Consider the following 19850-nt stretch of genomic DNA (forward strand, 5'->3'; position numbering starts at 1 on the left):
CGCCCCGCGCTCCCCCACCGGACACCTATGCCGACGCCCTGAACAGGAGCCCCCATGACCCTCTTTCCGGACCTCTCCCCGCCGCCGGGGCCGAAGCGCTCCTGGATCAACACCACCCACGACTGGGCCGCCACCGTGGACACCGGGCATCTCGCCCTCATCCGGCGGCGGCCCGGGGAGTTCGCCCCGGGCGGGCCGGTCCACCTCGTCCTGGAGGTGCTGGCCTACGCCGCCGACGAGGCCGCGAGCCGGGGCGGCGGGCGGTGCCAGGTCACCCTGCATCCCGACGGTTCCGTCGCGGTGGCGGATGACGGCCGGGGTACGGACACCCGGTTCGACGAGGACGGGCGGGCGGTGCAGAAGCCGGTCATGGCCACGAAGGACCTCCGGTTCTTCGACGCTCCGGGGGCCGAGCGCCTGCCGGACGGAGCGCCGCGCCGGGGCATGTCCGCCGTCGCGGCGCTGAGCCGGTGGCTGACGCACACCAACCGCCGCACCAACGGCGCCTGGCGGCGGCGCTATGCGCACGGTGTGCCGGTGACCGGCCTGGAACCGGTCGCGCCGGACGGGACCACGGGGACCCGGGTCCACTTCCTGCCGGACGAGAACCTCCGGCCGCGGTGGTCGCCGACCGGGGACGAGGCGGCCCGGTGGGGCGCGCACTGGCCGGAGCTGACCGTCCGCATCGAGGACCGGCGCCACCGGGACCGGCGGGAGCGCTGACGGCCGGGACCCCTCGCAGGCGCCCCGGCCGTCCCCTCGTCAGCCCTTGGTCAGAGCGGTGTCAGCCCTTGGTCAGGGCGGTGCCGAGCAGCGGCAGCAGCCGGTCCCAGTGGCGCTGCAGCGCGGCGGCGTCGAAGGCGGCGGTGTCGGACATGGTGAAGCCGTGGACGGCGCCCGGGTAGACCTCGGTGGTGTAGGCGACGCCCGCGGCGTCCAGGGCCCGGTTGAACTCCGCCAGGGCCTCGGGGGTCAGATCGCCCTCGGCGAGCCCGATGTGGACCCGGGCGGTCAGCTCGGACACCAGGCGGTGCGGGCTGTCGGGGGCGTCGGTGACCAGGGCCGCGGGGTGGAACCCGGCGACGGCGGCCACCTGTCCGGGGTGGGCCGTCGCGGTGCGCATCGCCAGGACGGCGCCCAGGCAGTAGCCGATCGTGGCGACGGGCCCGGCGGCGACCTCGGGCTGCGCGGTCAGGAACCGCAGGTAGGCATCGGCGTCGCGCAGCACGCGGTCGGTGGTGTGCTCCTGGATCAGCGGCATGATCTGCGCGAAGAGCGCGGGCCGCGACTCCTCGTCGATGTGCTCGGGAAGCTCGAACACCGGCGCCGGGCCGGTGCGGTAGTAGAGGTTGGGCACGAGGACGTAGTAGCCGTGATCGGCCAGCTCCTGGGCCATCGTCCGCAGGACGGGCCGCACGCCGAAGGCGTCCGGGTACAGCAGCACCCCCGGGTGCTGCCCGCCGCCCTCGGGGAAGGCGGCGAAGCCGTCGGCCGTGCCGTCAGGTGTGGGGATCTGCAGCGTCTTGATGGGCATGGTGGGGTTTCCTTCCTCGGGCTGCCGCCGGTGCGCAGCCCCGGTCAGGGGTCAGGTCCTCAGGAGATCACCCCGGCGCGCGGCCGGTCGGTGAGGTCGCGGGCGGGGCGGTGGCGGTATCGGGACCCGCCCTGAGCGTACGGGGCCGCGGCGCGCCGCCTCCGGGCACGCCGGCTGCCGGACGGGCCCGGTTCACCGGTGCGGTGACGCCCGTCCGCCCGGCGTTCAGCGCCGCCCCGGAGGTCCCGTGGAGGCGCGGACCGCCAGCCGGGGCGCGAGGCGCGTGGTGGTGCGGGCGCCCGTGCCGCCGCACAGGTCGAGGAGGCGGCGGACGGCCGTGGCGCCCGCCTCCTCGACCGGGAGGGCCAGGGCGGTGACCGGCGGGTCGGTGGCGGCGAAGGCGGTGAGGTCGTCGCCGGCCGCGACGCTCAGGTCCTCGGGGACGCGCCGGCCCGCGGCGCGCAGACCGTGCAGCAGGCCGAGGGTGAGGTAGCTGTTGTAGACGAGCACCGCCGTGGCCTCGGCGGGGAGTCGGGGCGCGGCGGCGATGCCCGCGTCGAAGGTGGGCGGCAGCGGGCCCAGCACGTGCAGGCGGGCCCCGGCGGCCGCGGTCCGTTCGGCCAGGGCCGCCCGGCGGTGGGTGTCCGACCAGGAGCCGGGCGGCCCGGAGACGTAGGCGAGGTCGCGGTGGCCCAGCTCCAGGAGGTGGTCGGCGAGGCGGGTGGCGCCCTCCTCGGCGTCCAGGACGACGGCGGGCAGACGGCCGACGCGGCGGTCGACGAGGATCAGCGGGCGCTGCCGTGCGTGCTCGCGCAGCGCGGCGTCCGTGCCGACGGGCGCCACCATGACGACGCCGTCGGCCTGTTCGCCCAGGCGCGCGGCGAGCGCCGCCTCCCGGTCGGTGTCGGCCTCGGAGACGCTGATGAGCAGATGGGCGTCGGCCTCCTCGGCGGCGCGCTGCGCGCCGAGGACCAGCGGGGAGAAGAACGGGTTGGCCAGCGTCGGCACGATCAGGCCGATCAGACCGGTGCGGCCGGTGGTCAGCGCGCGGGCGCTGCGGTTGGGCTGGAAGCCGAGGCGGCCGGCGGCGGCCCGTACCTTCTCGCGGGTCGCGTCCGTCACCATCTCCGGGCGGGTCAGCGCGCGCGAGGCGGTGGCCTTGGAGACCCCGGCCGCACGCGCCACGTCCGCGAGTGTCGCCACCTGCTGCTCCTTCCGCCCGGGCGCCGCGCGGGTGCGCGGTGCGGCGTCCGATGCTAGTGCAACCGCTCTCTGAAACCGGTTCCTCCGGCATCGTCCGGCACCTGGCGGGGCCTCACCACACGGGCGCGGGCGCCCCGGAGGGATCCGGGACGCCCGCGCCGTACGGCTGCGCCGGTCAGGGAGCGGCGGGCAGGTCGCTCGCGCTCACCGCGGCGGCCTTGACGCTCTTCTTGGCGGGCTCGGGGGTGGCGTGCGGGGCGCACGTCACGTCCTTCGCGTCGGTCTTGCCCGCCAGCAGGTAGGCGTCGACCCGGTCGTTGATGCAGGGGTTGGTCAGGCCGGTGACGCCGTGCGAACCGGCGTCCCGCTCGGTGATCAGCCGCGATCCGGCGAACCGCTTGTGCAGCTCGACCGCGCCCTCGTACGGGGTGGCGGCGTCGCGGGTGCTCTGGACGAGCAGCACCGGCGGCAGGTCCTTGCCGCTCTTGACCTCGACGGGGCGCTGCTGCTTGGCGGACCAGGTCGCGCAGGGCAGGTTCATCCAGGCGTTCGCCCAGGTCATGAAGGGGGCCTTGGCGTGGACGCGGGTGTTGTCGCGGTCCCAGGTGCGCCAGTTCGTGGGCCACTTGGCGTCGGTGCACTCGACGGCGGTGTAGACCGCGTTGCTGTTCTCGGCGGCGATGTTGCCGGCCTTGTCGTCCAGGTTCGGACCGGCGTTCTCGACCAGCGGCTTCTCGTCACCGGCGCGGTAGGCGCTCCACGCCTCGGCGACGGGCGCCCACATCGAGTCGTAGTACGGCGCCTGCTGGAAGAAGCCGATCAGCTCGGAGGGGCCGACGAGGCCGCCGATGGGGTTCTTCTTGGCGCTCGCGCGCAGCTTCTCCCACTGCGCCTGGACCTTCTCGGGGGTGTCGCCGATGTGGTACGTCGCGTCGTTCTTCGCGACCCACTTCTTCCAGTCGCCCCAGCGGGTCTCGAAGGCGACGTCCTGGTCGAGGTTGGCCTGGTACCAGACCTTCTCGCGCGCGGGGTTGACGACGCTGTCGACGACCATGCGGCGGACGTGGCCCGGGAAGAGCGTGCCGTAGACGGCGCCGAGGTAGGTGCCGTAGGAGACGCCGAGGTAGTTGAGCTTCTTCTCGCCGAGCGCGGCGCGGATGACGTCCAGGTCGCGGGCGGTGTTGGGCGTCGTGAGGTACGGCAGGAGGTCGCCGCTGCGGGCGGCGCAGCCGTCCGCGTACGCCTTGGCGAGCTTGCGCTGGGCGCGCTTGTCGGCCTCGTTGCCGGGGACCGGGTCGGCCTTGGGGGCGCTGACGAACTCCTGCGGGTCGACACAGGAGATGGCGGCGGAGTGGCCGACGCCGCGCGGGTCGAAGCCGACGAAGTCGTAGGCGGCGGAGATCTTCTTCCACACCGGAGTGGCGTTGGTGACGCGGGTGGGGAAGCGCATCCCGGAGCCGCCGGGGCCGCCGGGGTTGTAGACGAGGGCGCCCTGACGCGCGTCCTTGCCGCCGGTGTTGGCGATCCGGTCGACGGCGATCTTGATGGTGCGGCCGTCGGGGCGCGCGTAGTCGACGGGGACGGTGACGTAGCCGCACTGGATCGGGGCCTTCAGGCCCCAGTCGGCGGGGCAGTCCTGCCAGTTGACGCCCGCGGCGGCGGCGCGGGCGGCGGCGGTCCGCACGCCGCGGTCCTCGGCCGAGGAGGCGGAGTGGCGCTCACCGGCGGTGGCGGGCGTGGCGGTGACGGCGCCGGCGAGGAGCGCGCCGGTCACCAAGGTCCCGGCGGCGCCGAGTGCTGCTGTTCTTCTCACGTGGTGGTTCCCCCTGCAGAGGTGCGCCGCGCATGGCGGCTGATCACGGCATGACCAGGGAGATCCTGCCGTCCCGCACTCGCCAGGAGAAGATTCGAACATCATTTCTTTATCAATCTGTAGGAATCATGGGGGTGATGGAGGATGCGCGCCCTTGCCCTTTCCACCTCATCCATCCCCCCTCCCCCTCCTCCCCCTGCCGTTACGGACAGTGGTGGCCGGGATGTTCCCAGCACGGCCGGAATCCGCCGTAGCCACCGGGTTTCGCGGCGCTCCAGGGGCGCTTCCAAGGCCGCGGAAGACCAACCGGCCAGGGAGAACGGGCCGTTCGAGGTCCGGCGACCCGGCGGACACGTCACGCTGGGTATCCGAGGCGCCGGGCGACGGGCCAGAACGCGTCAATCGTCCGTCATGTACGTTCCGCCTCTGTGCCGGAACGCGCACGGTGAGTAGCCTTCAAGCGGGCTCTCCTCCGTGCCAGCCGCGCGGGGAGAGCTGTCGGCGTTTCGCCTCCGTCCCGTGACCGAGAAGGAGTTCCGCGTGCCGGGTATCGATCAGGTGTTGTCCGAGGCGATGGGTATACCCGGCGTTCTCGGCGCCGGGCTGATCGACTGGACCAGCGGGCTGTCCCTCGGTACCGCGGGCCGGGCGCCGGGGAACGACCACGACGCCGCGGCCGCGGACACCGCCGAGGTCGTCCAGGCGGTCCAGCGCAGCGCCACCTTCGACTCCGGCTCCGACGGGGCGCGACCGGGTCTGGAAGACCTGATCCTCACCGCCGCCGGGGGCTACCACCTCATCCGCTTCGTCCACACCGCCTTCGACAGTCAGACCTACCTGTACCTGTACCTGGACCGGGAGCGGGCCAATCTGGCCGTCGCACGCAGGCGGCTGCACGATCTGGCGGCCGGGCTCGTGCCGGGCTGACCGCGCGGGCTCCCGCGCCGCCGCGACACACCCGCGGCCCCGCCACCGTCGGTGCGCGGGGCCGCACTCGGCCCCGGTACCGCTCGACCGGACACGCTAGGGGAACGCCATGGGCCACTCCGCCGCCACTCCCCCGACCGGACCGGACGGCCCGCTCGCGCGACTCGCCGCCGAACGGGCCACCGGCGCACTCCACTTCCCGGGCGGCCGCATCCGTCTGCGTGACGGCGCGGTCTCCTGGGTGGAGTGCGACGACCTGCCCGGATCCGCCGCCCCCGCACCGCCCCGCGAGGGCGGGCGATCACGCCGCCCCCGGCAGGGCCGGGCGGCGCGCGGCGCGGCGGGCACGTCCGGAGCGGACGGGCAGGCGCACACCTCCGGGGACACCGGGCCGGAGAATCTGACGCTCCGGCAGATCCGTCATGTGACGGTGCTGCTGGACGCGGCGTTCCTGGTGCTGCCGCTTCCCGAGGAGGGCACCTCGTTCACGCCCGGGGCGGAGCACTGCCCCGCGGCCGTACGGCAGGTGGGCGTCGCCGCGCTGCTGCGGGCGGTCGCCGTCCGCCGGGCGCAGCTGGACGCCTGGCGGACGTGGGCGGCGGTGGACGGCGCGCCCGTCGTCCTGGCCCCGGACACGCGGCGCGAGGACGGCCCCGGGTGGCGGGCCCGGCTGCTGCTGGCGGCGGCCGACGGGCGGCGCACCCCCGCCGGTCTCGCGCAGGCGCTGGGGCACTCGGTGTTCTGGACGCTGCTGGAGGTCCGGCGGCTGGCGGCGGGCGGGCTGGTGGCGCTGCCGGAGGGAGCGACGGCGGCGGGCGGCACGGAGCCGACCGGCGGCACGGCCCCGGCAGGTGGCGCGGGGACGAGCGGCGGGAAGACGGCCACCGGCGGTACGGCGGCCACCGGCGGCAGGAAAGCGGGCGGCGGCACGGCGGCCGGCGGCGGGAAAGCGGGCAACGGCACGGCGGGCGGCGGGAAGGCGGCCGGCCGCGCGGCGGCTGCCGGGAGTCCGGAGAAGACCGGCAGTACGGGCGCGGCCGGTTCCCCGGAGGCGTCCGGTGGCCGGTCCGCGGGCCGGAGCGGTGGCGCGACGACGCGGCCGGGCGGGTCCGGGCGGCCGCGCGGCGGGGAGAAGCGTTCCGGCACGGCCGGGCGGGAGCGGAGCGGTCCGGACAAACGGTCGGGCACCGCGCCGCCGCTGCCGACGCGCGGCGCCGACGGCGGCCGGGAGGGCGGACTGCCGACGCGCGGCCCCGCGGGCGGGCGGAGCGGCGGGCCGGCGTCGCGGGCCGCCGGGCGGGAGCGGGAGACGGAGCGGCCGACGCACTCCGCCGCGGACGACGGCGGCGAGGCGCCGGGCGCGCTGCCCCGGCGGCGTCCGGGGGTGTGCCTGGAGGAGGCGCGGGAGCGGGAGCCGCAGCCGTCCACCGGGACGCCGGGGCTGCCGGCCGGACTCCCGGAGACCGCCGACCCCGATGTCACCCTCCTCACCCGCCTGCGTACGGCACTGGAGGAGAACCTGTGAACCGTTGTGACGACCCATGAGACGCGCCCTCGCACGGCGCGCCGAGAAGAGGAGACTGATGACGATACAGCCCAGGGTGCGGGACGAACTGCACGCGCTGCGCGACCAGGTGCGCCATCTTCGCGGCGGCATGGTGGCCAGCGCGGACGGCATGGTCATCGCCCACGATCTGCGGAACATCGAACCGGACGCCCTCGCCGCGCTCACCGCGGCGGCCATCGGCGTCGCCAAGCGCCTCACCGAAGCGACCGGTCAGGGCGGCTTCGAGGAGACCCTCACCCGCGGTACGCACGGCTATGTCGCGGCGTACGCGGCGGGGGCGAGGGCCGTGCTGACCACCGTCGGCGGCCCGGAGATCAATGTGGGGCGGCTGCATCTGCAGGCCCGGCAGGCCGCGGAGCGCATCGGCGCGCTGGTCGACGAGGCACCCGCCCCGGACCCGTCCTGATCCCGCCGCCTGCGCCCCGCGTCCTCCGGTCGTCGCTCTCCCCGCGCTCCGTACGTGCCCCGCATCCCTCGCCCCGCCGCAACCCGTACCCAGAAAGGTGTGCACCGTTATGGCATCCATGGAAAACGCGCTCGCCGATGCGATGTCGACCATCGAAGGCGTCATCGGCATCGCCCTCGTCGATCACACCAGCGGGATGACGCTGGCGGCGCTCGGCGGCAGCAACTCACTGGATATGGAGGTCGCCGCGGCGGGCAACACCGATCTCGTCCGCGCGAAGCTGCGCACGATGGAGATGCTGGAACTCCAGGGCTCCATCGAGGACATGCTGATCACGCTGACCTCGCAGTACCACCTGATCCGGCCGGTGACCGGGCGCCACGGCGCCGGGCTCTTCCTGTATCTGGTGCTCGACCGCAAGCGCGCCAATCTCGCGCTGGCCCGGCACCGGCTCGCCCGGGTCGAGGAGGTACTGGAGGTCTGAACGGCTCACCCCGGCAGGTGACGTGCCGCCTCGTCGAGGACGGTGCGCAGCCGCAGCGCGTCCGGGGCGACGGCGGTGGCGAGGGCCGCGGGGCCGGTCAGCGGCGTCAGCACGCCCTGCCCGCCGCCCGCGTCCGGCCGCTCCGGCGCGGCCCCACCCAGCAGCCGCACCCGCTGCTCCGCCTCCTCGAACTCCGGCCTTACGACGAAGAGTTGGCCGATCGCGCGGTGGCCGCCGAGGACGGCGGAGGTGTCCCAGCCGGGCACGCCGGGGCCGTAGGCCGTCTCCTGGTCGAGCAGGGTGCGGCCGGCGCGGCGGACCGTCAGCCGGCTGTGGAGCCGGCCGGTGCGCTCGCCGGCGCGGCCCAGGACCTGTTCCTCACGCAGCACGAGGCGGGCGGTGGGGGCCAGTTCGACGGTGGTGGTCATCCACAGGTCGCTGCCCGCGGCGCAGATCAGCGGCTCGGGCAGCCAGTCGAGGCGGGCGCCGTCGCCGACGGTCAGCCGGACGTCGTAGGTGGCGGCGTCGCCGGTGCGGCCGGGCAGCGCGACGGTGGCGGCGGCCGCGGTCAGCTGGAGTTGCGCCCCGGTCTCGGCGGTGACCTCGACCGCCAGCCGGTCGCCGCCGAGCGGGGCGCTCATCGCGCCCACCATGCAGACGCGGGCCTGCGGCCCCGGGAAGCCGAGCCGGCGCAGCGCGAACGGCCCGGAACCGTCCAGGACGGGCAGCCGGGTGGTGCCGTGCGCGTCGGTGCGGGCGAGGATGCGGGCGGTGGCCCGCAGTCCGGCGGCGGAGGTGGTGTCGCCGGACGGCCGGGTGGTGGGCGCGGTGATCATGCGGCGCTCGCGGTCCAGGCGGCGAGGCGGTCGCGGACCCAGGCGGCGACGGGGGTGACGCCGCCGTCGGACTTGACGTTGGTGAAGACCACGGGCAGTTCGCCGCGCTGCGCCTTGGCGTCGCGGGCCATGCCCTCCAGGTCGACGCCGACGTAGGGGGCGAGGTCGGTCTTGTTGACGATCAGCAGGTCGGCGGTGGTGACACCGGGGCCGCCCTTGCGGGGGATGTCGTCGCCGCCCGCGACGTCGATGACGAAGATCTGCGCGTCGACCAGGCCCTTGGAGAAGGTGGCGGTGAGGTTGTCGCCGCCGGACTCGACGAGGATCAGGTCGAGCGGGCCGACCTCGTCCTCCAGGTCCTCGACGGCCTCCAGGTTGGCGGAGATGTCGTCGCGGATCGCGGTGTGCGGGCACGCGCCGGTCTCCACCGCCTTGATCCGCTCGCCCGGCAGGACCGCCTCGCGCAGCAGGAACTCGGCGTCCTCGCGGGTGTAGATGTCGTTGGTGACGACGGCGAGGGAGAGTTCGTCGCGCAGGGCGCGGCACAGGGCCGCGACGGTGGCGGTCTTGCCGGTGCCGACCGGGCCGCCCAGGCCGATCCGCAGGGCGCGGCGGGTGCCGTCGGGGCGGGTGGGCGCGGCGGCGCTGTAGCTGTGGCGGTGCGGGAAGATCTCGTCGAGTTCGTGATCGAGGTGCATACAAACTCCATAGGTCGTGCGGGCGCGCGGGGCGCCGATGGGCCGCCGGGAGCGGGGGGGGCTCCCGGCGGCGGTGGGTCAGGAGGCGAAGAGGCGGACCGGCCAGGCGGCGTGCTGTTCGGCGGTGATGTCGAGCAGCGGCGCCGACGAGGCGGGCAGGACCTGCGGCCCCTCCGCCGGGAAGCGGGCCCCGGCCGCCGCGGCGTCGGCCGCGAGGCGGTCGAGGTCACCGGCGAGGCGGGCGAGGACGGCGGTGGCGTCGAACGGATCCAGGCTCAGCAGCCGGACCACCGCCGTCGCCGGACCGCTGACGTTCTCGTACGCCACCGCGTACGCGGCGTCCAGCGGCGTCAGCCCGGCGGCGCGGGCGGCGACGCCCAGCACCACCGGCTGGTGGGCGCCGCGCGGCCGGGCCGCCGCCAGCGCGTCCAGCTCGGCCGACGGCCAGGCCGCGCGCGCCGCCCGCATCATCTGGCGGCCCAGCCGGCGGGCGGCGGTGCGCAGCGCCGGGACGGGCGTGCGGGCGTCCGCCGCGTCGTCGAGGGCGAGCGGGTCGCCGCCGGCCGCGGCGGCCGCGGCGAGCCCCGCCGCGACCAGCCCGGCGGTGTGCAGCCGGCCGCGGCAGAACGCCTCCAGGGAGGCGGCGTCCGTGATGCGTCCGGCCGCGACCGCCGCCTCCGCCCCGCCGGAGTGCGCGTGCCCTCCGGCGGGGAAGCGGCCGTCGGCGAGCACCATGAGGGCGGCGCGGTTCATCGCGGGCCTCCGGGGTGCGTGCCGTTCATGGATGAGGTCACCTGCGTCACGTCAGAAGAGGAAGTAGCGCTGGGCCATGGGGAGTTCGGCGGCGGGGGCGGGCTCGACCACCTCGTCGTCGATGGTCACCGTGAAGGTGTCCGGATCCACCTGGACCCGCGGCAGGGCGTCGTTGTTGCGCATCGACGCCTTGGTGACCGACCGGGTGCTGCGGATCGGCTCGTACGCCTTGGCGAGCGGGAGCCGCTCGGCGATGCCGTCCTCGACCGCCTGCGCGGAGACGAAGTTGACGGAGTTGCTGCCGGGGGCCTTGCCGGTCGCGCCGAACATCGGGCGCGGCAGGATCGGCTGCGGGGTGGGGATGGAGGCGTTGGCGTCGCCGACCTGCGCGTAGGCGATCTGGCCGCCCTTGATGACGAGCAGCGGCTTGACGCCGAAGAACGCCGGGTCCCACAGCACCAGGTCGGCGAGCTTGCCGTCCTCGACGGAGCCGATGACGTGGTCGATGCCCTGGGCCGCGGCCGGGTTGATGGTGTACTTCGCGACGTAGCGGCGGGCCCGGGTGTTGTCGGCGTGGGTGTCGCCGGTCAGCAGGCCGCGGCGCTTCTTCATCACGTGCGCGGTCTGCCAGGTGCGCATGACGACCTCGCCGATGCGGCCCATGGCCTGGGCGTCCGACGACATGATCGAGATGGCGCCGAGGTCGTGCAGGATGTCCTCGGCGGCGATGGTCGAGGGCCGGATGCGGGACTCCGCGAAGGCCAGGTCCTCGGGGACCGCCGGGTTGAGGTGGTGGCAGACCATCAGCATGTCGAGGTGTTCCTCGACGGTGTTGACGGTGTGCGGCCGGGTCGGGTTGGTCGACGCGGGCAGCACGTTCGGCTCGGAGACCATGGCGATCATGTCGGGGGCGTGGCCGCCGCCCGCGCCCTCGACGTGGAAGGCGTGGATGGAGCGCCCGGCGATGGCCGCGATGGTGTCGCCGAGGAAGCCGGCCTCGTTGAGGGTGTCGGTGTGGATCGCGAGCTGGGCGCCGCTCTCCTCACAGATGTTCAGGCAGGCGTCGAGGACGGCGGGCGTGGCGCCCCAGTCCTCGTGGATCTTGAAGCCGAGGATGCCGGCGCGCAGCTGGTCGCGCATCGAGTCGGCGGACATGGTGTTGCCCTTGCCCAGCAGACCGATGTTGACGGGCAGGTTGTCCATCGACTCCAGGAGCCGGGAGATGTGCCAGGCGCCGGGGGTGATGGTGGTGGCCTTGCTGCCCTCGGCGGGGCCGGTGCCGCCGCCGACGAGGGTGGTGACGCCGGAGGCGAGGGCCTCGTCCACCTGCTGGGGGCAGATGAAGTGGACGTGGGTGTCGATGGCGCCGGCGGTGAGGATCTTGCCGTTGCCGGCGATGATCTCGGTCTCCGGGCCGATGACGAGGTCGGGGTGGACCCCGTCCATCGTCTCGGGGTTGCCCGCCTTGCCCAGCGCGGTGATCCGGCCGTCGCGGATGCCGACGTCCGCCTTGACGATGCCCCAGTGGTCGAGGACGACGACGCCGGTGATGACGGTGTCGGGGGCGCCCTCGGCGCGGGTGACGCGGGATTGGCCCATCGACTCGCGGATGACCTTGCCGCCGCCGAAGACGGCCTCGTCACCGGCGCGACCGGGACCGCCGCTGCGGTCCTCCTCGATCTCGATGACCAGGTCGGTGTCGGCGAGGCGTATCCGGTCGCCGGTCGTGGGGCCGAACAGGTCGGCGTAGTCCTGGCGGGAAAGCTCAGCCATCGAGGGTGCCTCCGGTCTCACCGCGCAGCCCGGCGACGATCCGCTTGCCCGCGAGGGGGACCAGCTCGACCTCGGTGGGAATGCCGGGCTCGAAGCGCACGGCGGAGCCCGCGGCGACGTTGAGCCGCAGGCCGTGCGCGGCCGCACGGTCGAACGCCAGGCCCGGGTTGGCCTCGGCGAAGTGGTAGTGGGAGCCGACCTGCACGGGGCGGTCGGCGGAGTTGAGGACGGTCATGCGCGTGAGGGGGCGGCCTTCGTTGAGGCGGACCGGCTCGTCGGCGTAGAGGATCTGTCCCGGGATCATGTTCTGCTCTCCCGTGGTCAGTTGATGGGTTCGTGAACGGTGACGAGCTTGGTGCCGTCGGGGAAGGTGGCCTCGACCTGCACGTCGTGAATCATTTCGGGGACGCCGTCCATGACGTCGTCGCGGCTGAGGACCTGGCGCCCGGAGGACATCAGCTCGGCGACCGTACGGCCGTCGCGCGCTCCTTCGAGGATGTGCGCGGTCAGCAACGCTATGGATTCCGGGTGGTTGAGCTTCAGCCCCCGAGCTCGACGCTTTTCGGCCACGTCGGCTGCCACATGAATCATCAGACGTTCCTGCTCATGCGGAGTCAGTTGCATACGTTCCACCTCACAGACTTCCTGCCCGGGTACGCGTTCGCCCAGGTCACAGGCGTGGACACGCCTGTATGGGTAGATGTATCACACAGTGACTAAAGGGAAAGCAAACCGCCTCCCCGCAAGAGGTCATCAACGCCCCATCCGGCAGCGGCGAGTTCACCCCTCTTTCCGTACCGCCACCCGGCCCGCCACCTGCGAAACCCTTCTCGGCACCGGAGAGCGGACATCCCCCCTTACCGGGAGTTACCGAGCGGCAACCGAATTCTCCTTCCGGATTTCCCACACCAGAAATTCCCGGCAGCGGGAATACGGCGAGGAATTCCACATCCCGGAACGTCCGCCGGACCGATCGGACACCGCATCCCGGGCGCGGCGAATTGGATGCTCCGGGCAATCCGGACCCGTCACCGCCGGCCGAACGCCGCTGTCCGGTATCCGCTCTTGACGGGGTGGAGATCGGTCACGATCCTCATGTGCGCGTCAAAACGCTCCGCACCACCCCCCACACCAGTATCGGAGCCACACCGTGACTCGCACCGCCCGTACCCGCCGCCTCACCCTCGCCACCGGCGCCTGCGCCGCCGTCGTCGGTCTGCTCGGCGTCGCGGCCAGCGCCCAGGCGACCGCGCCGACCGCCGCACCGGACATCCCGGTGGCCGACGTCAAGGCCGACCTGGCCAAGTTCCAGTCCATAGCCGACGCCAACGACGGCACCCGCGCCCACGGCACCGCCGGGTACCAGCAGTCGATCGACTACGTGAAGGGCAAGCTGGACGCCGCCGGGTTCACCACGAAGGTCCAGGAGTTCAGCAGCGGCGGCGCGAAGGGGTACAACCTCATCGCCGACTGGCCCGGCGGCGACGAGAGCAAGACCGTGATGTCCGGCGCCCACCTCGACTCCGTCCCCGCGGGCCCCGGCATCAACGACAACGGCTCCGGCTCGGCCGGCATCCTGGAGGTCGCGCTCGCGGTCGCCAAGGCGGACCTCAAGCCCGCCAAGCACCTGCGGTTCGGCTGGTGGGGCGACGAGGAGGACGGCATGATCGGCTCCTCCCACTACGTCGACTCGCTCGGCGCCGACACCGCGAAGCTCGACTCGTACCTGAACTTCGACATGATCGGCTCCCCCAACCCGGGCTACTTCGTCTACGACGACGACGCGCGGCTGGAGAAGGTGTTCAAGGACTGGTTCACCACCAAGAACATCGCCACCGAGAAGGAGACCGAGGGCGACGGCCGCTCCGACCACGCGCCGTTCAAGGACGCCGGCGTCCCGGTCGGCGGGCTGTTCTCCGGCGCCGACTACATCAAGACCGACGCGCAGGCCAAGGCGTGGGGCGGCGAGGCGGGCAAGGCGTTCGACGCCTGCTACCACGAGTCCTGCGACACCGCGAAGAACATCGACGACACCGCGCTGGACAACCACACCGACGCCATCGCCCACGCGGTCTGGGAGCTGAGCTCCTGACCTTCCGCACCCCGTGCGTCACCGGCCGGCCCCACCCGGCCGGCCGCGGCCCGGTCGCCCCTCCGGCGGCCGGGCCGCGGCGCGTCTCGGCTCCGGACGGCCGCCGCGCGCCGCCGGTCCGGGGCGGTCGCACCCGACGCCCCTCGCCCGACCGGGCTCGCCCGCACGGACCAGCCGGTTCCGGGCGGTCGCGGGGGTGCCGCGTTGCGGGACGCCGGTGCGCACCGCACCGCGCGCGGCCGCTTTCCCGCTGGTCCGGGGCGCGCGTCCGGTTCCGGCGGCCGACACCGGACGCCCCGAAAGCACCATTTGACACATTTGTGACCAATGTCACACTTCGTCATTTCAGCGCAGAATCCGGCCGCCCCATGCGTGACGATCCCCTGGACGACAAGCCCCCGCCGCAGCGGCGGGGCGGTCCGGGCGGACGCCGAATCCTGCCGCCGTCCCGGACGGCAGGTCGACGCGGATGCACCGGCAGGAGCGGAGGACCCGAGTACGACGGGGCCGCGGCAGCCGGGGCGCATGCCCCGGGCCGACGCGCCCCTTGGGGTGAAGCCGTACGCACGGCCGGGCACCTTCGCCTGCCCGAACCCGACAGGTCTTCCTTCGCAGGCGGCTGACGAAGGGTTTGCGCATGACTGTGCGCATGCATGTGCCGGCCGCGGTCGCCCGGGCCGGAACCATCTCCGCTCTCACACTCGCCACCGTCGGCGCGGCCGTCGCGCTCCCCCCGGGCGCCGACGCCACCTCCGTCTCCGCCACGGCGGTGCGGATCGCCGCGTCCAAGAAGGGCGCGCCCTACCAGTACGGCGCCCGGGGGCCGCACCGCTTCGACTGCTCGGGGCTGACGCAGTACGCCTTCAAGCGCGCCGGACGGAGCCTGCCACGCACCGCCGCCGCGCAGTACAACCGCACCCGCCACATCCGCGCCGCCGCCCGCAAGGCGGGCGACCTGGTCTTCTTCCACGGCCGCGGGGGCGTCTACCACGTCGGGATCTACGCCGGTCACAGCCGCATCTGGCATGCGCCGCGCACCGGCACCGTCGTCCGGCTGGAGAAGATCTGGTCCGGCGCGGTGTCGTACGGCCGGGTCGGCTGAGCGGCGTGGCCGCCCGTCACGCCCCGGCGGGCGGCCACGGCAGCCGGACCCGGACGGTCTTGCCGCCGCCCGGCTCCGCCACCGTCGCCACCTCTCCCCCGGACTCGGCGGCCAGCAGGCCGACGATGAGCAGCCCGCGGCCGCCGTCCCGGCACAGGTCGGCGGCGAGCTGCCGCGGCGGCCGGGGGTCGCGGTCGGTGACCCCCGCGGTCAGCGTCTCGTCGCGGTCGAGCCGCAGGGCGACGGTGAAGTACGGGGAGGTGTCGCCGGTGTGCCGGACGGCGTTGGTGGCCAGCTCGGAGACGATCAGCCGGACCGCGTCGGTGAGCGGCGCGGCCCGGTCCAGCCCCCAGGCGCCGAGCACCGCGGAAACGTGCCTGCGCGCGGCCGCGACCGACTCCGGCGCGCCGGGGAGGGTGAGGGTGGATTCCTGGTGATCTGCCATCGCGGTGCCGTCCTTCTTCCCACCGGGGGTCGGATCCGGCGCACGGGCGGGAGGCGGGACGCCGCTCGGTCACCGGATCGGCCGCGCACGCCGGGGTGCGGACCGGCGGTCCATGCTGCCGGTACGCCCCGCGATCCACCACGAAATGCCCATATCTCTCGCCCGAAGCGGTGAATCCTCCGATGTGAGAGCGGGTCGCGGGCCCCCGGCGGCCGCGCGGCGGCTAACGGCGGCTCCGGCGCACGCGCCGCCGGCGGGTCAGCCGCGCGGCGCCGTCCCCGTCAGGATCCGTACCGCCGCGCGCAGTTGGGTGTCGGTCAGGTCCGCGCGGGCCGTCAGGCGCACCCGGGAGACGCCGTCGGGGACGGATGGCGGGCGGAAGCAGCCGACGAGCAGCCCGGCGGCCCGGCAGTCGGCCGCCCAGCGGACGGCGGCGTCCGGCGACGGCGCGCGGACCGCGACGACGGCGGCATCCGGCCGGACCGCGGCCAGTCCGGCGGCGGTCAGCCGGTGGTGCAGCGCGGCGGCGACCTCGCGGGTGCGGGCCGCGCGCTCCGGTTCGCGGCGCAGCAGCCGCAGCGCGGCGAGGGCGGCGCCGGCCGCCGCCGGGGCGAGTCCGGTGTCGAAGATGAACGTCCGCGCGGTGTTGACCAGGTGGTCGATGACGCGCGCCGGGCCCAGCACCGCGCCGCCCTGGGAGCCGAGGGACTTCGACAGCGTCACGGTGGCGACGGTGTCCGGCGCCCCGGCGAGCCCGGCGGCGGCGAGGGTGCCGCGCCCGCCGTCGCCGAGCACCCCGAGCCCGTGGGCGTCGTCGACGAGGAGGCCCGCGCCGTGGCGGCGGCAGGCGGCGGCGAGGGCGGGCAGCGGTGCGGCGTCGCCGTCGACGGAGAACACCGCGTCGGTGACGGTGAGCGCCCGGCCGCCGTGCGCGGACAGGGCGGCGTCCACCGCGGCGGGGTCGGCGTGGGCGACGACGGCCTTGCCTGCGCGCGAGAGGCGGCAGCCGTCGATGAGCGAGGCGTGGTTTTGGGCATCGGAGACGACGAGGGTGCCGGGGCCGGTCAGCGCGGTGACGGCGGCGAGGTTGGCGGCGTACCCGGAGGAGAGGACGAGGGCCGCCTCGAAGCCGCAGAACGCGGCGAGTTCGGCCTCCAGCGTGGCGTGGAGTTCGGTGGAGCCGGTGACCAGCCGGGAGCCGGTGGATCCGGCGCCCCAGCGGTGTGCGGCCTGTGCGGCGGCGCGGGTGACCAGCGGGTGGCGGGCGAGGCCGAGGTAGTCGTTGCTCGCCAGGTCCAGCAGTTCGCAGGAGGCGGAGCGGGGGCGCAGGGTGCGGCGCAGTCCGGCGTGCAGCCGTGCGTTGTGGGCCGCGTCGAGCCAGTCGAACGCCGCGCCCAGGTCCGGCGGGGCCGCGTCGGCGCGGGGGGCGTCACGGGGCGGCGGCGGGGCGGGATCCGCTGGCATCGGCTTCCTTCGATTCCCTCGCGGCCCCGCCCGCGCGGGCCGTCGGCGGTGCGGGCGGGGCCGTTGGTGATTGTGGACTGCCGATAGACGTTAGCGGTCGTTCCACCGCCCCAGGGTGTGGTGATACACACACCCCGATCCGGCCGCGTTGTGGGAATCCTCCTTGGCCAGGGGCACCGGCGTACGTCAGGATCATCGCCATGGAGCTGCTGAACACGTTGGTGGAGAAGGGGCTGCGGCGCGAGCTGCCGACCCGTGAAGAGGCGCTCGCCGTACTGGCGACGTCCGATGACGACCTGCTCGACGTCGTGGCCGCGGCCGGCAAGGTGCGCCGCAAGTGGTTCGGCCGGCGGGTGAAGCTCAACTACCTCGTCAACCTCAAGTCCGGGCTCTGCCCCGAGGACTGCTCGTACTGCTCGCAGCGGCTCGGGTCGAAGGCGGAGATCCTCAAGTACACCTGGCTGAAGCCGGAGGAGGCGTCGCGGGCGGCGGCCGCCGGGGTGGCCGGGGGCGCCAAGCGGGTGTGCCTGGTGGCCAGCGGCCGCGGGCCGACCGACCGGGACGTCGACCGGGTGTCGGAGACCATCTCCGCCATCAAGGAGCAGAACGAGGGCGTCGAGGTGTGCGCCTGCCTCGGGCTGCTGACGGACGGCCAGGCCGGACGGCTGCGGGAAGCCGGCGCGGACGCCTACAACCACAACCTCAACACCTCCGAGGCGACGTACGGCGACATCTGCACCACCCATGACTTCGGCGACCGGGTGGAGACGGTCCGGCAGGCGCAGGCGGCCGGGATGTCGGCGTGCTCCGGGCTGATCGCCGGGATGGGCGAGAGCGACGCGGACCTCGTCGACGTGGTGTTCGCGCTGCGGGAGCTGGACCCGGACTCGGTGCCGGTGAACTTCCTGATCCCGTTCGAGGGGACGCCGCTGGCGAAGGAGTGGAACCTCACGCCGCAGCGGGCGCTGCGGATCCTGGCGATGACCCGGTTCGTCTGCCCGGACGTCGAGGTCCGGCTGGCCGGCGGGCGCGAGGTGCATCTGCGCAGCATGCAGCCGCTGGCGCTGCACCTCGTCAACTCCCTGTTCCTGGGCGACTACCTGACCAGTGAGGGCCAGGCCGGCAAGGACGACCTCGCGATGATCGCGGACGCCGGTTTCGAGGTGGAGGGCGCCGGTACGACCACGCTGCCCGAGCACCGCCTCCCGGGCAGCGCCTGCGGTGACGGCGGCTGCGGCGATGCGGAGGCGGGCGGCTGCCACGGCGCCGCCGAGGTCCCCGAGCAGGCCGCCGATGCCCCTTCCGAGGAGGCGCGGCGCGGTCTGGTGGCGGTGCGCCGCCGGGGCGCGGGCACGGAGCTGCCGCCCAATGCCTGAGCCGCTCGCCCCGGCCGAACTGCTCGCCCTCGACCGGCAGCACGTCTGGCATCCGTACGGTCCGATGCCCGGGCGCGCCGCGCCGCTCGTCGTCGAGTCGGCGGCCGGGGTGCGGCTGCGCCTCGCGGAACCGGCGGGCGGGCACCGGGAGTTGGTCGACGGGATGGCGTCGTGGTGGTCGGCGGTGCACGGCTACCGCCACCCGGTGCTGGACGAGGCGGCGCACGAGCAGCTGGGGCGGATGAGCCATGTGATGTTCGGCGGGCTCACCCATGAGCCCGCCGTGCGGCTCGCCGAGCGGCTGGTCGCGATCACACCGGAGCCGCTGCGCCATGTCTTCCTCGCCGACTCCGGTTCGGTGGCGGTCGAGGTCGCCGCCAAGATGTGTCTGCAGTACTGGCGGTCGGTGGGCCGCCCACGCAAGCAGCGGCTGCTGACCTGGCGCGGCGGCTACCACGGCGACACCTGGCACCCGATGTCGGTGTGCGACCCCGAGGGCGGGATGCACGAGCTGTGGCGGGGGGTGCTGCCGCGGCAGATCTTCGCGGACGCGCCGCCGCCGGGCTTCGACGCGCCGGTCGACGAGGCGTACGCGAACCATCTGCGGGAGCTGATCGCCCGGCACGCCGAGGAGCTGGCCGCGGTGATCGTGGAGCCGGTGGTGCAGGGCGCGGGCGGGATGGTGTTCCACTCCCCCGGCTATCTGCGGGTGCTGCGCGAGGCGTGCGACGCCCACGGCGTGCTGCTGGTCTTCGACGAGATCGCCACCGGCTTCGGCCGTACGGGCTCGCTCTTCGCCGCCGGGCACGCCGGGGTCGCCCCTGATGTGATGTGTCTGGGCAAGGCGCTGACCGGCGGTTATCTGACGCTGGCGGCGACGCTGTGCACGGCTCGGGTGGCGGCGGGCATCTCGCGCGGCGAGGTACCGGTGCTGGCGCACGGGCCGACGTTCATGGGCAATCCGCTGGCCACCGCCGTCGCGGGCGCCAGCGTCGAGCTGCTGCTGTCGCAGGACTGGGCGGGCGAGGTGCGCCGTATCGAGTCCGGGCTGCGGACGGGCCTGGCGGCGGCCCGGGAGCTTCCCGGGGTGCGGGACGTGCGGGTACTGGGCGCGATCGGTGTCGTCCAGCTCGATCACGAGGTGGACATGGCCGCGGCGACGGCGGCGGCGGTCCGCGAGGGCGTGTGGCTGCGCCCGTTCCGGGACCTCGTCTACACCATGCCGCCGTACGTCACCGGCGACGACGACGTGGCCCGGATCTGCGCCGCGGTGTGCGCGGCCGCCCGGCCGGGCTGACGGCGCGGGCGCCCCGGCCCTCCGGGGCGCCCGTCCCTTCCCCCGTTTCCCCGGGATTTCTCTGTACGACAAAGCTGAAG

20 protein-coding genes are annotated in these 19850 nt (G+C 74.4%); 9 read left to right on the forward strand and 11 right to left on the reverse strand.

All coding sequences use genetic code 11. The features are described from left to right. The first annotated feature begins 54 nt into the window (after nucleotides 1-54). On the forward strand, nucleotides 55-723 hold the full coding sequence (locus ABT345_RS04450) for an ATP-binding protein (RefSeq protein ID WP_345081752.1): 669 nt from the start codon (nucleotides 55-57) through the stop codon (nucleotides 721-723). Nucleotides 724-784: 61 nt separating this feature from the next. Here the strand turns inward: ABT345_RS04450 and ABT345_RS04455 are convergent, their stop codons facing one another. From ABT345_RS04455 to ABT345_RS04465, 3 genes are all read right to left on the reverse strand, one after another. Then, nucleotides 785-1534 (reverse strand): dienelactone hydrolase family protein, encoded by a 750-nt coding sequence (locus ABT345_RS04455; protein ID WP_345081755.1) that lies wholly within the window; start codon nucleotides 1532-1534, stop codon nucleotides 785-787. A gap of 225 nt (nucleotides 1535-1759) precedes the next feature. Then, nucleotides 1760-2737 (reverse strand): LacI family DNA-binding transcriptional regulator, encoded by a 978-nt coding sequence (locus ABT345_RS04460; RefSeq protein ID WP_345081759.1) that lies wholly within the window; start codon nucleotides 2735-2737, stop codon nucleotides 1760-1762. A gap of 175 nt (nucleotides 2738-2912) precedes the next feature. Beyond that, nucleotides 2913-4550 (reverse strand): alpha/beta hydrolase, encoded by a 1638-nt coding sequence (locus tag ABT345_RS04465; RefSeq protein WP_345081762.1) that lies wholly within the window; start codon nucleotides 4548-4550, stop codon nucleotides 2913-2915. Between the two features lie 540 nt (nucleotides 4551-5090). On the opposite strand from ABT345_RS04465, the gene ABT345_RS04470 reads away from it, so the two are divergent. The 4 genes from ABT345_RS04470 to ABT345_RS04485 all read left to right on the forward strand — a co-directional run bounded on the left by ABT345_RS04470 (nucleotide 5091) and on the right by ABT345_RS04485 (nucleotide 7934). Continuing rightward, nucleotides 5091-5477, forward strand: coding sequence for a hypothetical protein (locus tag ABT345_RS04470; RefSeq protein ID WP_345081765.1), 387 nt, complete (start codon nucleotides 5091-5093; stop codon nucleotides 5475-5477). A 109-nt stretch (nucleotides 5478-5586) separates the two neighbouring features. Next, nucleotides 5587-7002 carry a hypothetical protein gene (locus tag ABT345_RS04475; protein WP_345081768.1) on the forward strand — a complete coding sequence of 472 codons (1416 nt, stop codon included), beginning with the start codon at nucleotides 5587-5589 and terminating at the stop codon, nucleotides 7000-7002. Nucleotides 7003-7060: 58 nt separating this feature from the next. Continuing rightward, entirely contained in the window at nucleotides 7061-7450 is a 390-nt protein-coding gene (locus ABT345_RS04480; protein WP_345081770.1) for a roadblock/LC7 domain-containing protein, read from the forward strand. Between the two features lie 109 nt (nucleotides 7451-7559). Beyond that, on the forward strand, nucleotides 7560-7934 hold the full coding sequence (locus tag ABT345_RS04485) for a roadblock/LC7 domain-containing protein (RefSeq protein WP_345081773.1): 375 nt from the start codon (nucleotides 7560-7562) through the stop codon (nucleotides 7932-7934). Between the two features lie 5 nt (nucleotides 7935-7939). On the opposite strand, the gene ABT345_RS04490 is transcribed toward ABT345_RS04485, so the two are convergent. The 6 genes from ABT345_RS04490 to ABT345_RS04515 form a co-directional block, all read right to left on the reverse strand. Continuing rightward, nucleotides 7940-8770, reverse strand: a complete 831-nt coding sequence (locus tag ABT345_RS04490) for an urease accessory protein UreD (protein WP_345081777.1) — start codon at nucleotides 8768-8770, stop codon at nucleotides 7940-7942. Beyond that, complete coding sequence (gene ureG / locus ABT345_RS04495; protein WP_345081779.1) at nucleotides 8767-9468, reverse strand: urease accessory protein UreG; 702 nt, start codon at nucleotides 9466-9468, stop codon at nucleotides 8767-8769. The genes ABT345_RS04490 and ureG overlap by 4 nt, the downstream gene beginning before the upstream one ends. 78 nt (nucleotides 9469-9546) lie before the next feature. Then, complete coding sequence (locus ABT345_RS04500) at nucleotides 9547-10221, reverse strand: urease accessory protein UreF (RefSeq protein ID WP_345081782.1); 675 nt, start codon at nucleotides 10219-10221, stop codon at nucleotides 9547-9549. Nucleotides 10222-10272: 51 nt separating this feature from the next. Continuing rightward, nucleotides 10273-11994 carry an urease subunit alpha gene (locus tag ABT345_RS04505; RefSeq protein ID WP_345081785.1) on the reverse strand — a complete coding sequence of 574 codons (1722 nt, stop codon included), beginning with the start codon at nucleotides 11992-11994 and terminating at the stop codon, nucleotides 10273-10275. Continuing rightward, nucleotides 11987-12298 (reverse strand): urease subunit beta, encoded by a 312-nt coding sequence (locus ABT345_RS04510; RefSeq protein WP_030281360.1) that lies wholly within the window; start codon nucleotides 12296-12298, stop codon nucleotides 11987-11989. Before ABT345_RS04510 ends, ABT345_RS04505 begins: the two co-directional genes overlap by 8 nt. Before the next feature lie 17 nt (nucleotides 12299-12315). After that, a complete protein-coding gene (locus ABT345_RS04515) occupies nucleotides 12316-12618 on the reverse strand; it encodes an urease subunit gamma (protein WP_143940408.1) in 303 nt (100 codons plus the stop codon). A 526-nt stretch (nucleotides 12619-13144) separates the two neighbouring features. Here ABT345_RS04515 and ABT345_RS04520 point away from each other — a divergent pair. Together ABT345_RS04520 and ABT345_RS04525 are read left to right on the forward strand one after the other, a co-directional pair. Further along, the gene (locus ABT345_RS04520; protein ID WP_345081793.1) at nucleotides 13145-14086 is read left to right on the forward strand and encodes a M28 family metallopeptidase; all 942 of its coding nucleotides are present in this window, start codon (nucleotides 13145-13147) and stop codon (nucleotides 14084-14086) included. Between the two features lie 637 nt (nucleotides 14087-14723). Beyond that, nucleotides 14724-15188 (forward strand): C40 family peptidase, encoded by a 465-nt coding sequence (locus ABT345_RS04525; protein WP_345081796.1) that lies wholly within the window; start codon nucleotides 14724-14726, stop codon nucleotides 15186-15188. Nucleotides 15189-15204: 16 nt separating this feature from the next. On the opposite strand, the gene ABT345_RS04530 is transcribed toward ABT345_RS04525, so the two are convergent. Both ABT345_RS04530 and ABT345_RS04535 read right to left on the reverse strand, forming a co-directional pair. Beyond that, the gene (locus ABT345_RS04530; protein WP_345081799.1) at nucleotides 15205-15633 is read right to left on the reverse strand and encodes an ATP-binding protein; all 429 of its coding nucleotides are present in this window, start codon (nucleotides 15631-15633) and stop codon (nucleotides 15205-15207) included. A 258-nt stretch (nucleotides 15634-15891) separates the two neighbouring features. Next, complete coding sequence (locus tag ABT345_RS04535; RefSeq protein ID WP_345081802.1) at nucleotides 15892-17097, reverse strand: 8-amino-7-oxononanoate synthase; 1206 nt, start codon at nucleotides 17095-17097, stop codon at nucleotides 15892-15894. 200 nt (nucleotides 17098-17297) lie between these two features. Between ABT345_RS04535 and bioB the strand changes: the two genes are divergently transcribed. Beyond that, complete coding sequence (bioB, locus tag ABT345_RS04540) at nucleotides 17298-18473, forward strand: biotin synthase BioB (protein WP_345081805.1); 1176 nt, start codon at nucleotides 17298-17300, stop codon at nucleotides 18471-18473. Then, the gene (locus tag ABT345_RS04545) at nucleotides 18466-19770 is read left to right on the forward strand and encodes an adenosylmethionine--8-amino-7-oxononanoate transaminase (protein ID WP_345081808.1); all 1305 of its coding nucleotides are present in this window, start codon (nucleotides 18466-18468) and stop codon (nucleotides 19768-19770) included. The genes bioB and ABT345_RS04545 overlap by 8 nt, the downstream gene beginning before the upstream one ends. The last annotated feature ends 80 nt before the right edge of the window (nucleotides 19771-19850 follow it).

The sequence above is a fragment of the Streptomyces sp. NPDC000404 genome (genome assembly GCF_040300365.1).
GTDB lineage: Bacteria > Actinomycetota > Actinomycetes > Streptomycetales > Streptomycetaceae > Streptomyces > Streptomyces ramulosus.